The sequence below is a fragment of the Haloarcula sp. CBA1122 genome, from assembly GCF_009741785.1.
Taxonomy (GTDB): domain Archaea; phylum Halobacteriota; class Halobacteria; order Halobacteriales; family Haloarculaceae; genus Haloarcula; species Haloarcula hispanica.
The window spans coordinates 1-12,484 of record NZ_WPCB01000006.1 but is presented as its reverse complement, the minus strand read 5'-3'; the positions used below and the strand labels follow the sequence as shown (position 1 = coordinate 12,484).

Below are 12,484 nucleotides of genomic sequence, written 5' to 3'. Positions count from 1 at the left end.
CCGCCGAGCTTAGTCGTCGGCGGCGACCGTTTCGGTCCCGATCCGGCGGTCGAGGAAGCCATCGAGCAGGCGGAACAGCCGCGTTTTCTGCTCGATGTCGGAGGAGGCGTGGCCCTCCTCGCCGAGTTCCCGATACTCGAAATCGCCGTCCGGTCCCTCGGTGTAGCCGGCGACTTCGAGCGCGTCGCGGAACAGGCGGGCCTGCGAGACGGGGACTCGACGGTCGTTGACGCCGTGGACGATGAACAGCGGGGCGTCGAGGTTATCGGCGTGGGTGATGGGCGACCGCTCCTCGTACAGCTCCGGGTTCTCCGCCGGGGTGCCCATGTTCTTCTCCATGAGCTCAGTCCGGTAGTGTGGCATCGTGTTCTCGTACTGGTCTTCGAGGTCCGTGAGGCCGATCCAGGCGACGCCGGCGTCGTACAGGTCAGGGTACTGGACCATTTGCCAGTACGCCGAGTAGCCGCCGTAGGAGCCGCCGAAGACGACGATGCGGTCCTCGTCTACCCACTCACACGTCGCGAGGACGTGCTCGGCGGCCGAGGCCACGTCGCCCTGCTCGGCCCCGCCCCAGTCGTCGTACAGTTCGCGGATGAACTCGCGGCCGTGGCCGGTCGAGCCCCGGTAGTTCACCTGCAACACCGAGAAGCCCTGCTGGACGAGGAACTGCGTGTAGAGGTCGAAGGACTTGCTGTCCATCCCGCGCGGGCCGCCGTGAGGATTGACGATGAGCGGCGACGGCCGCTCGCCGGAATCGTACAGCAGACAGCCGATCTCCAGCGTGTCGTAGGAGTCGTACTCGACGGCGGCCTGCCGCGTCTCTGGCACGCCGTCGGACTCGATGGTGAAGTACTCCGCGTCGGCGAAGTCGTCAGGTGAGAACGGGCCGTACTCGGCTTCGACCAGCGCCTCTGTCTCGTCGGTGTCGAGGTCGTAGGCGAGCAGTTCGGGGCGGCGCGTCGGCGTCGTGTGTAGCGCCAGCAGGCGGTCCCCGGAAAGCACCGGGTCGCCGCCCATCATGCCGAAGGAGGCGACGCCCTCTGGCAGGTCGAGTTCGCGCTCCTCGCCGGATTCGATGGCGTACACGACGGGCACCTTCGTGGCCTCGCGGGTCCGAACGGCCAAGAACCGCTCGCCGTCGGGCAGGAGCGCCTGTGGCTCCTCCTCGTACTCGCCGCCGAACCACGTTACCTCGTCCGTCGCCAGGTCGTAGACACCGCTCCGGGACAGGTCCTCGCTGTTGTCCACGACCAGCAGGCGGTCGCCGTCGGGTCCCCAGTCGGCTGGGGCGGCTTCCGCGCCGGTGACACCGATTTCGAGGGGCTTCGGGTTTGCCCCGTCAGCGTCGCTGACGTACACGTCCATGTTGTCGAAGTCGTCGGTCTCGTTGGTCGTGTATGCCAGCTGCGAGCCGTCGGGTGAGAGGATGCCCGTGTGAACCGCGCGGTCGTAATCGGTCAGCTTCGCCGTCTCGCCGCTCCCGAGGTCGTGGCTGTAGAGGTTCATCTGGCCGTCGCGTGTCGACCCGACCAGCAGGGCCTCACCGTCCCTGCCGACGTCCTGTATCACCACCTGCCCGTCCATCTCGACGACTGCCTCGACCGACCCGTCGCGCTCGATGGCGTACACGTCGTTCTGTTCGTTGCCGTCGTCGTCGAGGTGGAAGAACACCCGCTCCCCGTCGGCTCCCCACTCGACGTGCCAGCGGGCGTTCCGGGGAACTTCGCCGTCGCTCCACTGCTCGTGGGTGCCGCTCTCGACGTCAAGGACGTGAAGCTCGTTGCGCCCGCTCACGTCGTAGTAGAAGGCCACTTCGTCGCCGTTGGGGGACGCCGTCGGATGGGCCAGCGTCGGGAGTCTGGCGAGTTCCTCCAGTACCGTTTCGGGGTCCGTCGCACCGCTTTCAGGGTCGGACATACGACGTGTGCTAACTCCGGCTAGATTGTAGTTGTTCTGCCGACACGAGAGCGTATGTGGTAAGGATGACTGTTCCTGTCGCCCCCGATGGGCGGTACCCACAGACTACGGCGTCCACCAGCGCAGGCCGACCATCACGAACACGATTGCCAGTTGCAGCAGCCCCTGCAGGCCCCCGAGCCTGGCGTTTCGCATCCCGATCTCGGAGACCAGGTCCACGTCCGGGTTCTCTGAGACGACCTGCCGGTAGATGCGGACCTCGCCGGGCAGGATGACCCCGAAGCCCTGCACGGACAGCAGCGTCACGATACCGAGCGTGGCGACGATCCACCACGAGGTCATCGCGAAGGCCGGCAGCGTGGCCGCGAGATACGCGCCGGAACCAACGACGGCGACGCCGAGGACGCCCAGCGTCTTCGGGTCGGTCAGCGCGTCGAACTGGTAGCCGATGAGGAGAACGACCGGAAGCAGCGTCGCGGCGGTCAGAATCGCCAGCCACGGGTCGGCGTTGGGGAACTTCCCGAGGCGGAGCGCCAGCAGGATGCCGCCGCTGATAGTCACCGTCGCCAGCGACGGCATCAGGAACGTCATCTTGGGCGTGAACGAGGCGAAGAAGTCGGCCCGCGCCTCTGGTTCCTGGCCGCCGAGCACCGGCCCCAACACGAGCCCCATGAACAGGTCGATGCCGGTCCACAGCACCCCAGCCATCACATGTACGTAGGTTAGCGCCCGGATGTTGCCGCTGGCGACGGCCCCCGCAAACGCAATGAGCGGGACTGCGACTGCGCCCACGGCAAAGGCCGGGTTCGCTTGCTTCGCCAGCCCACCGATACCCCGTTTCCGCTCGATGCGGTCCGCTGTCGACTGCGCCATAGCTGGCTATATCAGGTTTCGCCGTCGACTAAAACGTTGGTGGCGGGTGCGGAGATTTATCCCGGAACACGGCATCACTCTCAGGTATGACCGCACGCTTAATACGATGCAATACGTTGCATTTCGCATGGAGAACGTCACTACTCGAATGAGCGATACGGAACTCGATCTGGTGGCGCGTCTCGCTGAGGCGAAAGGAGAGAGTCGGAGCGACGCGATCCGACAGGCGATCCGGCAAGGCGCTCGCGAGGAACTCGTTCGGGTCGCCCTCCAGCGCTATCAGGACGGAGCGGTCGGGATGCGCGGTGCGGCGGAGTTGGCAGGGCTCACCATCGCGGAGATGATGGCTGAAGCGAACGACCGCGGAGTTCTGTCGAACTACGACGAGGTCGATCTGGCCGACGACGTAGACGCACTTCGATGACCTGGAACGGGCGGGTCGTACTTCTTGATGCGAGCGTTATTATTACATTAGCTGAAACCGGGTCGATTGATTTACTCGATTCCGTGCGTGGCGGATTGGCCGTCCCTCGGGCGGTAAAATTCGAGATCTCGAAAGAGCCTGCTAAATCAGCACTCGACACCTGCATAGATGAAGGGAGTATCGTTCAAACTAATATTCTCGCCTGGGCCGGAGAGGAAGATCAAGATGAACTCGTTTCCGATTCAGCAGCTCGACTCGGGAACGATCCTGGGTCAGTAATTGATACCGAAAGAAAAGTTCCAATGATCGTCGACGGCGATGTTGCACTGCTCACCGGCGCTCGACTTGCGGACGAGTGTGTCGTCATCACCGATGACAAACCGCTCCGGAATGCTTGTAAGTCAATATCGCTACCAGTTTCGGGGACAATCGGTGTACTCGTCCGTGCCGTGGAAACCGGGGATATTGATCCGGACGCCGCAAAGGAGACGCTCTATGCGATGGATGAAGTCGGAGCCCGCCTCAGTGCGAGTCTCGTGAGGCGAGTGGAGCGATTGATCGACGACGCGGCCGATTAGTCGTCGTCCGCAGCCGGCTGTTCGGCCGATAGCTCGCGGTCTGCTCGCGGCCCCTCTAGGTCGACGTTCGGCAGCAGGTCACGGAGGTACTGCCCGGTGTAGGACGCGTCGGTCCGGGCCACGTCCTCCGGGGTGCCCTCGGCGACGAGTTCGCCGCCGTTCTCGCCGCCCTCCGGCCCGAGGTCGATGATGTGGTCGGCGTTTTTCACCAGGTCGAGTTCGTGCTCGATGACGACCACCGTGTTGCCGTCGTCGGTGAGCCGGTGGAGCACGTCGATGAGCTTGCGCTCGTCCTCGGGGTGGAGCCCGGTCGTGGGTTCGTCAAGCAGGTACAGCGTCTCGCCCGAATCCTTCTTGCCGAGTTCCTCGGCGAGTTTCACCCGCTGGGCCTCCCCGCCCGAGAGGGTGGTCGAGGGCTGACCGAGGCGCATGTAATCCAGGCCCACGTCCTTCAGGAGCTCCAGCCGGCGGCGAATCCCCGAATGGCTCTCGAAGAAGTCGTAGGCCTCCTTGACGGTCATGTCGAGCACGTCGGCGATGGTCGCGCCCTTGTAGGTCACGTCCAGCGTCTCGTCGTTGTACCGCGCGCCGCCACACTCCTCGCAGGGGACCGTCACGTCCGAGAGGAAGTTCATGTCGATGGTGACCGTCCCCTGGCCGCCACACCCCTCACAGCGGCCGCCCTTGACGTTGAACGAGAACCGGCCCTTCTCGTAGCCGCGCTGTTTCGCCAGGTTCGTTTCGGCGAACAGCTCGCGAATGTGGTCGAAGACGTTGGTGTAGGTCGCCGGGTTGGACCGCGGCGTGCGGCCGATGGGCGACTGGTCGATGAGCCGCACCGTCTCGACGTTGTCGAGGCCGTCGATGGCGTCGTGCTCGCCGGGGTTCACGTCGGTGTCGTTCATCCGACGGACCAGCCCTTTGTACAGCACGTCGTGCATCAGCGTGGACTTGCCCGACCCCGAGACGCCCGTGATGGCAGTGAACGTCCCGAGCGGGATGGACACGTCGAGGTCGGCGAGGTTGTGCTGGCGAGCGCCCCGAACCGTGAGTTCGCCGTCGGCCTCGCGGCGGCTGTCGGGCACCGGAATCGTCCGCTCGCCCGAGAGGTACTCCCCGGTCACCGACGCCTCAGTGTCGATGACCTCCTCCATCGGGCCGTTGACGACGACCTCGCCGCCGCGCTTGCCCGGGCCGGGACCCATGTCGATTATCTGGTCGGCCCGGCGCATCGTCTCGGTGTCGTGTTCGACGACCAGCAGCGTGTTCCCGAGGTCCCGCAGTTCCTCCAGCGTGTTCAGCAGGCGGTCGTTGTCCCGCTGGTGGAGGCCGATGGAGGGTTCGTCAAGGACGTAGAGGACGCCGACGAGGCCGCTGCCGATCTGCGTTGCCAGCCGGATGCGCTGGCTCTCACCACCAGAGAGCGTCGAGGCCTCGCGGTCCAGCGTCAGGTAGTCCAGACCCACCTCGGTCATGAAGCCGAGGCGGGCGCGAATCTCCTTCAGAATCTCCTCGGCGATTTTCCGGTCCCGGGACGAGAGGTGCTCCTCCATCCCCTCGAAGTGGGCCAGCGCGTCGCTGATGGACATCTCGTTTACCTCGGTGATCGAGGTGCCGTCGACGAGCACCGCCCGCGATTCGGCTTTGAGCCGCGTCCCTTCACAGGCCGGGCACGTCGTGGTCGCCATGAACTCCTCGATGTGCTCGCGAGCGCGGTCCGAGTCTGTCTCGACGTGTCGCCGCTCCAGGTTCGGGATGACGCCCTCGAAGCGCTCGGTCTTCTCTCGGGTGCCGTTCTTGGTCCGCCACTCGAAGTGGACACGGCTGTCGGTCCCGTAGAGGAACTGCCGCTGGATGGATTCGTCGAGTTCCTCGAACGGCGTCGAAAGGTCCACGCCGAAGTGCTCGGCGACGTTGTCCAGTTGCCGTGAGTAGTACGTCCGGTCGTAGCTCCAGGGCTCGAAGACGTGCTTGAGCGGCTTCGATGGGTCGGTGATGACCAGATCCTCGCTGACCTCCTTGGTCTCGCCCAGCCCCTCACACTCCGGGCAGGCCCCGTGCGGCGAGTTGAACGAGAACGACCGCGTCTCGATTTCGGAGATGTCGATACCGCAGTGGGTACAGGCCAGATCCTCGGAGAGTTCGACGACGAGGCGATCCGAGGCGGTTCCGTCGCCGTCCTCCTCCCCGTCGGCGAGGTCGCCGGTCGCCCTGGCATCCGACCCGCCGAGCGTCTCCGCCGCGCCCCCGGGCGGGTCCGGCAGGATGACCTTCAGCGTCCCGTCGGCCTCTTCGAGTGCCGTCTCGACGGAGTCCGTGATGCGCGAGCGGGCGTCCGGCGATATCTTCACGCGGTCCACGACCACGTCGACGGTGTGGTCGTAGTTCTCGTCCAGGTCGGGGCGGTCCATCGTGAGGTCGAACTCCTCGCTGTCGACCTCGACGCGGCTGTACCCCTCGCTCACGAGGTCGTCGAACAGGTCCTCGAAGGCCCCCTTCTGGTCGCGGACGACCGGCGCACACAGCTTGGCGCGGGTCCCCTCGGGGAGTTCCAGAATCCGCGAGACCATGTTCTGTGCGGACTGCTCACCGACTTCACGGCCACACTCCGGACAGTGGGGCGTCCCGACGCGCGCGTACAGCAAGCGGAGGTAGTCGTGCAGTTCGGTGACGGTCCCAACCGTCGAACGGGGGTTGTTGGCGGCGTTCTTCTGGTCGATGGAGATTGCAGGGGAGAGTCCCTCCACGTTCTCGACCTGCGGCTTGTCCATCTGCCCCAGGAAGTTCCGTGCGTAGGCGGAGAGCGATTCGATGTAGCGCCGCTGGCCTTCGGCGTACACCGTCTCGAATGCGAGCGAGGATTTGCCCGACCCCGACAGCCCGGTGACGACTGTCAGTTCCTCGCGGGGGATCTCCACGTCGACGTCCTTGAGGTTGTGTTCCTCGGCCCCCCGGACCTCGATTATATCCTTGCTCATCTTGGATTTTACTTGGCCGGCAGGGGGGAAACCCTGTCGGTTCGGGCCTCGGCGGACGACTTCAGGCGCGTGACTGTTTTTATTTTGAACAGTACGTCGAAAGATTTACCACGAATATCGAATATGAGATTGGTATGGGAACGAGCGACTACGACATCAAGGGGATCGACCTCTCCGACGACAGCTACACAGTCGAACAGAGTCTGGTCCGCAACAAGTACAAAGCCATGGACGCCGCCGGGAACGTCGTCCTCCGCGGGAAACAGAAGATGATGAAGATGAAAGAGGAGTTCCCGTTCGTCGACGCAAACGACAACGAGGTGTTCCAGGTCAAGGCCGGCGGCATCATCGACGTGGCCGGCAACTACGTCCTGACCGATTCCAAGACCGGCGAAGACATCGTCATCCTCGACAACGACTACTCCATCTTCCAAGATACGTGGAAGATTCGGGACGCCAGTACCGAGGCGAAGATCGCCGAGATCACCTCACAGGGCGCGCTCGTGACCATCGCCCGAAACGTCGTCCCGTTCGGCGGCTGGATTCCCCACAAGTACGAGATCAGCGATCAGGACGGCAACCACGTCGGCAACATCGACGGGCAGTTCTCGCTGAAAGACCGCTACGAGATTACTATCGACGACGCCAGCACGGTTCCGAAGGAGCCGATCATTGCCGCGGCGATGGTTATCGACGCGATTCAGGGGAACTGACCCCTCACCGGAATCCTTCTTGCCCTGGCTCCCGCATGGACGGCTATGCGCCGCCGGACGGTCCTCCGACGACTCGCCCTCGCAGGCACAGGTGTCGGCCTCGCTACGGGGACGACCCGCGGCCATCCGATGCCGACCGGAGATGGGACAGCCGAGCCAGCGGCCTCCGACACCCCGACTGGCGAGGACCCGCTGGGCGTGCTAGAGATGGAGACGGTGTACGAGGTCGTTACCAGCCTCGACGGACACACGGCCTACGTCGCGACGGGGGACGGCATCGCGCTCGTCGACCTCGTCACGCCGACCAGTCCGCGACTGCTCAGCCGACGGACCGACCTGCTGGCCGAGAGCGATGACGGGCCAATACAGCGTGTACAGGACCTCGCTGTCAGCGGCTCACGGCTGCTGGCCGCCGGTCCCGCTCACCCCGCTGACGGAGCCCACGGTCTCGTCGTCTTCGACGTGAGCGACCGGCAGGCTCCGGAGCGAATCGCGGGCCTCGAACTGGACACACGGGTCCACAACTGTCACTTTGACGGCCGCTACGCCTATCTGACCGCAAACGACCGCGACGGCAACCCCTTGCTCGTGGCCGATATCGAAGCCGAAGAGGAAGTCGGCGAGTGGTCGCTGCTTGACGCCGGCGACGCCTGGACCGACGTGCCGACGAGTCTCTGGCCGCTGCACGACGTGTGGGTGCAGGACGACCGGGCCTACTTGGCGTACTGGGACGGCGGGACGTGGGTCGTCGACGTATCAGACCCGAGTGATATCTCGCTGGTGGCGAAGGTCCGCGGGCGCTCCCCCGAAGACCTCGCCGCCATCGAGGACCCCGGGACCGAGCGGAGCGAACCGCCGGGCAACGACCACTTCGTGACGGTCAATGAGGACGCGTCGCTGCTGGGCGTCGGCGGCGAATCATGGGACCTCGCGGACGACGACAGCGGCGGCCCCAGCGGCATCGACCTGTACGACATCAGCGACCCGACCGACGCCGAACTACTGTCGACGCTCGACCCGCCGCCGACCTCGGACCCATCGCCGGGTGGCATCCTTACGACGGCACACAACTTCGAACTGACCGACAACCGCTGTTACTCGGCGTGGTACAACGGCGGGGTCCGGGTCCACGACCTGACGGACCCGACCGCGCCTGAACTCGCGTTCGAGTGGCGCGACACTGAAACGACCTCGTTCTGGACCGCCCAGCGCGCCGCCGGCTGTTTCGTCGCCGGGAGCACGAACGCGAGCCAGGGGACCGAGGTCCAGCCCGGGCTGTACACGTTCCCCGACCCGCAGATACGGACGCCAACGCCCACGGACGACGAGGCGGGCAACGCTACCGACGCTGACGGCACCTCCCTTGGCGTCGGCGGTCCCGGCTTCGGCGTCGGGTCGGCAGTCGCGGCGGTCGGACTCGCAGCGTGGCGCGCCCGACGCCGGCGCGACTGATCTCGCCCGCCTGATTGAGCCCCGTTGCGTCACTCTAGCGCGCTCTTCACAGCGGCGGCGACGCTCCGGGCGCGCTCGGCCAGCGGTTCGGAGATGTGTCCCCGCTCGACGGCCGCGTCGAGTTCGTCGTCGTCGACCCGCTCGACGGTGCCGTCGGCGTGTTTCACCACGTCGACGTGGAGGTCCACGTACCGGGCGGTGTCGGGGAATATCTCGACGGGTGTACAGACGTTGACGTAGGTGCCCTTCTTCTCGCCGTCGCTGTCGCGGTACACCGTCGGATACCACCAGCGCCCCTCCTTGACCTTTGTCTCGGCGATGTCGCCGGCCTCTTTTGGGACGCCCAGCGCGTCGTAGGAGCCGCCGGGGCTCATCTCGCGCTCGATTGTCACCGTCCCGTCGCTCTCGACGGCCTGGACTTCACCGCTGCCCAGCGTGATGAGTCGGCCGTCGGGCTTGCCGTGACCCAGCGACAGCGACCCGCCGACCTGCGGGCCGAACTGCCGGGTCGTTACGGCGAAGGGGAAGTCCGTCTCGCCGGTTTCGGGGTCGTCACACAGCGCTTCGACGTAGTCCACAGCGGCGCTGGCCGCGCGGTCCCCGGCCTTCACGCGGTGGTGGCCCGGCATCGTCGCCGTCACCTCGCGGCGGACCTCGTCGAGGGCGAACCGGCTCTCGCGGCCGAACCACAGCCACGCCGTCGAACGTCCCTCGTCGTAACGGGTCGGCGCGCAGTCCTCGGGCGCGCCGGCCCCGTCGAGCGATGCATCGATGGCCGCCGCACGGTCGTTGGTGGCGTCGAGTGCCGCAGCCAGCGCGTCGAAGCTCGCGTCCTCGCTCACCGATTCCCACGAAACGCCCCAGCCGTCCCGGGGCTCCGCGGCGATGAGGTCCAGCATCGCCGGGCCGCCGGTCCCCGACCTGTTGGCGGTCCCGCCGCGCACGAGCGAGAGGAGCGACCCGCGAACCGCGACGGTGGTGTCCAGCACGGGGCGGCCGTTCGTCCACGGCGCGCTCGCCTCGACGACCTGTACCCGGAGGGTATCGCCCGTCGCGACGCGCTCGTCCGAGGACGAGTACGGGAGAAAGCCCTCGCCGTCGCCGAGGTCGACGACAGCGCCGCTCCCCAGCGTCTCCGTTACCGTGCCGGCGTAAATAGCGCCCTCGGGCGTCGGGTCGTCCCAGCGGAGCGTGTCCCGACCGATTTCAGTCAGGCGGTCGGTGACTGTTTCGGCAACGTCGCGGTCCCCCACGACGCCGACGCCCTGCTGGTCGTCCGTCGTCACCACGGTGACCGCCGCCCGCTCGTCGGCGAACTCGCCGTCGAAGCGGTCCTCGATAGGACCCGATGCCTGGACGACCTCGTGGTCCGCCTCGCGCAGTAACTGGGTCAGCGCCGTTGCGTAGATGCCCCTGACCCGGACGGTCATAGCGCGTCCTCGTCGGCGGCAAAGCGGACCCGTCCGTGGACTGTCGGCCCCAGCGAGAGCTCTACTTTCTCGTCGCTCAGAACGCGTCCGCCCTCGACCGGGACGCCCCAAGTGTCGAAGCGCAGATATCCCCGGATATCGTCGGCGTGGGTGAACAGGTCGCAGTATTCGACGGTGTGTTCCTGAATCTCGCTGGAACTGTGAGCGATATCCATATCGGAGTACACCGTCTCGCGGCCGTCGAAGAAGGCTTCCAGTTCTCCGGCCGCGTCGTCGGTGGCTTCGACCACCGCGTCGGAGGCCGCTTCGATGGTCGCTTGCTCAACGCCAGCATCGCGGAGCGCCTGCTGTTCGCGTTGCGTGAAGTGCATACCCGCGAGTCAGTGGCGGGGAGAGGAAAACAGTGCGGAATCGCCTACACGATCATCGCGTTCAGCACGAGCATCAACAGCCCGAACATGACGCCGGTCGCGACGATTGTTCGAGGGTCGATACGGATCGTGTTCTGGTCTTCGGCGTCGAAATATCGGACCAGTCCCGCACTGGACATCAGTCCGCCGCCGTCGCTGCCACTCATACTTCAGGGTGGTGTATCACCAACACTAAGCCTTTCGGGTCGCCCGCGATTGCGTGCCTCCGGTACACATGGATAACCCTTATCAGATACCGCGGGCTAACACGAACAGAGTACTATGACGGTTACACTGAAGGACTTCTACGCGGACTGGTGCGGCCCTTGCAAAACGCAGGACCCGATCCTCGAAGACCTCGAGGAGGACTGGACGGACGTCGAGTTCGAGAAGATCAACGTCGACGAGGAACAGGACGTTGCCAACGAGTACCAGGTGCGCTCCCTCCCGACGCTCATCATCGAGAACGACGACGGCATCGTCGAGCGCTTCGTCGGCGTCACGCAGGCCGACGACATCGACGACGCGCTGCAGCAGGCCTCGGCGTAACGCAGTCGTTTTTGCGGTTCGTCACGTCAGCCGATAGCGACCGCTAGCTCACTCCCGTTCGGCCAGCCCCGAATCGTCGATTTCGTCGACGGCGATGAGCATTCGGCCGCCGTCGAGTGCCGTCACCATCTTCGATTCGGTGAAGGTGGTTTCGTCGGCCCGCAGCCCTTTGCTCTGGCCGGTCCACTTCCCGCCGCGTTGGACGACGGGGATGACGTGCGTTCTGATGTGCTGGACCTCGTTGCTCGGGTGGAGTTCCGACCAGTGCTTGCCGACGAGTTCCTCCGACTCGTAGCCGTAAAACGAGGCGTAGGTCTCGTCGACTCGCTCGAAGCGTTCGTCCGAGCCGATAACGCCGACACCGCTGAGTTTGACTTCGCTGCCCGTCTCGAAGCTGCCGTCCGAGTCGACGGCGTGTTCGACCCGGCGGATGAGCGACGTGTACTGGTCCGTCCCGACGGACTTCTTGAGGTAGTCGGTGACGCCGGCCTGGATGATCTCGGCGGCGACGTCGCCGGTCTCCTCCCCGGAGAACAGCAACACCGGCAGTTTCTGGTGGGTCTCCCGGATGGCTTCGAGGAAGTCGATGCCGTTCATCTCCGGCATGCTGTAATCGCTGACGACACAGTCGAAATTCGTCTCCGAAGACCGAATCATCGTGAGAGCGTTCTTGGGATTCGTCTCCGTCGTGACAGTACAGTCAAGGCCGCTGTCTTCTCGTTCGAGATACGTTTCGACGAGGGCTCCCAACGCCGCGTCATCGTCGACATGGAGTATTGAGAGCGAGTCTTCCGTCTCCATTCTTTGCTATCAGGGATAGAGTACGCAAGTAGTTGACGCCTATCTTGAGGTATTTGATAACCAACTGCGCGACCAGCCGCGGGCCGCGCCAGCGTCTCGTCGCTGGCGTCGGGGAAGGGCAGGGCTGCCGCTGGAACAGGAGTAGCAGTAGCGCCGTCGTTGCGGTGGCCGAGTGAGTGCAGTAAAGCATACCGCTCGCCAGCGGCGAGCGGTTTCACTTCTCGCGACCAGCGGGAGCGAGAAGGTCGTTTAGCGTAAGATTTTTTGCGAACCCGCTCCCCACAGCTGCGCTCTGCGAGCGCGCGAGGAGAGGGGGTGACGTAAAAAGGTACTATTGGAACCGCACGCCGAGGTCGCTG

The 12,484-nt window shown here is 65.1% G+C and carries 12 protein-coding genes; 5 read left to right on the top strand and 7 right to left on the bottom strand.

The genetic code is table 11. The features are described 5' to 3' along the window. Positions 1-9: 9 nt before the first annotated feature. The gene (locus GJ630_RS03690) at positions 10-1,917 is read right to left on the bottom strand and encodes a prolyl oligopeptidase family serine peptidase (protein ID WP_191449407.1); all 1,908 of its coding nucleotides are present in this window, start codon (positions 1,915-1,917) and stop codon (positions 10-12) included. Between the two features lie 105 nt (positions 1,918-2,022). After that, complete coding sequence (locus GJ630_RS03685; RefSeq protein ID WP_014041278.1) at positions 2,023-2,790, bottom strand: hypothetical protein; 768 nt, start codon at positions 2,788-2,790, stop codon at positions 2,023-2,025. Positions 2,791-2,917: 127 nt separating this feature from the next. Between GJ630_RS03685 and GJ630_RS03680 the strand changes: the two genes are divergently transcribed. Continuing rightward, complete coding sequence (locus tag GJ630_RS03680; protein WP_050007252.1) at positions 2,918-3,214, top strand: UPF0175 family protein; 297 nt, start codon at positions 2,918-2,920, stop codon at positions 3,212-3,214. Next, a complete protein-coding gene (locus GJ630_RS03675) occupies positions 3,211-3,792 on the top strand; it encodes a DUF3368 domain-containing protein (RefSeq protein ID WP_151103799.1) in 582 nt (193 codons plus the stop codon). Before GJ630_RS03680 ends, GJ630_RS03675 begins: the two co-directional genes overlap by 4 nt. Here the strand turns inward: GJ630_RS03675 and uvrA are convergent. Then, the gene (uvrA, locus tag GJ630_RS03670; protein WP_191449406.1) at positions 3,789-6,770 is read right to left on the bottom strand and encodes an excinuclease ABC subunit UvrA; all 2,982 of its coding nucleotides are present in this window, start codon (positions 6,768-6,770) and stop codon (positions 3,789-3,791) included. The two genes, GJ630_RS03675 and uvrA, sit on opposite strands and share 4 nt — an antisense overlap. Positions 6,771-6,904: 134 nt before the next feature. On the opposite strand from uvrA, the gene GJ630_RS03665 reads away from it, so the two are divergent. After that, positions 6,905-7,483 (top strand): LURP-one-related/scramblase family protein, encoded by a 579-nt coding sequence (locus GJ630_RS03665; protein WP_014041276.1) that lies wholly within the window; start codon positions 6,905-6,907, stop codon positions 7,481-7,483. Between the two features lie 45 nt (positions 7,484-7,528). Beyond that, complete coding sequence (locus tag GJ630_RS03660; protein ID WP_191449405.1) at positions 7,529-8,935, top strand: LVIVD repeat-containing protein; 1,407 nt, start codon at positions 7,529-7,531, stop codon at positions 8,933-8,935. A 29-nt stretch (positions 8,936-8,964) separates the two neighbouring features. Here the strand turns inward: GJ630_RS03660 and GJ630_RS03655 are convergent, their stop codons facing one another. Genes GJ630_RS03655 through GJ630_RS03645 form a run of 3 tightly spaced genes read right to left on the bottom strand, consistent with a single transcriptional unit; the run spans position 8,965 to position 10,942 of the window. After that, positions 8,965-10,365, bottom strand: a complete 1,401-nt coding sequence (locus tag GJ630_RS03655) for a DUF402 domain-containing protein (RefSeq protein ID WP_191449404.1) — start codon at positions 10,363-10,365, stop codon at positions 8,965-8,967. Next, on the bottom strand, positions 10,362-10,736 hold the full coding sequence (locus GJ630_RS03650; protein WP_014041273.1) for a hypothetical protein: 375 nt from the start codon (positions 10,734-10,736) through the stop codon (positions 10,362-10,364). The genes GJ630_RS03655 and GJ630_RS03650 overlap by 4 nt, the downstream gene beginning before the upstream one ends. Before the next feature lie 44 nt (positions 10,737-10,780). Then, positions 10,781-10,942, bottom strand: a complete 162-nt coding sequence (locus tag GJ630_RS03645) for a preprotein translocase subunit Sec61beta (protein WP_004514908.1) — start codon at positions 10,940-10,942, stop codon at positions 10,781-10,783. A 115-nt stretch (positions 10,943-11,057) separates the two neighbouring features. On the opposite strand from GJ630_RS03645, the gene GJ630_RS03640 reads away from it, so the two are divergent. Beyond that, positions 11,058-11,324 carry a co-chaperone YbbN gene (locus tag GJ630_RS03640; RefSeq protein ID WP_008307970.1) on the top strand — a complete coding sequence of 89 codons (267 nt, stop codon included), beginning with the start codon at positions 11,058-11,060 and terminating at the stop codon, positions 11,322-11,324. Between the two features lie 48 nt (positions 11,325-11,372). Here GJ630_RS03640 and GJ630_RS03635 read toward each other — a convergent pair whose 3' ends face one another. Beyond that, positions 11,373-12,125 (bottom strand): response regulator, encoded by a 753-nt coding sequence (locus GJ630_RS03635; RefSeq protein ID WP_014041272.1) that lies wholly within the window; start codon positions 12,123-12,125, stop codon positions 11,373-11,375. Between the last annotated feature and the right edge of the window lie 359 nt (positions 12,126-12,484).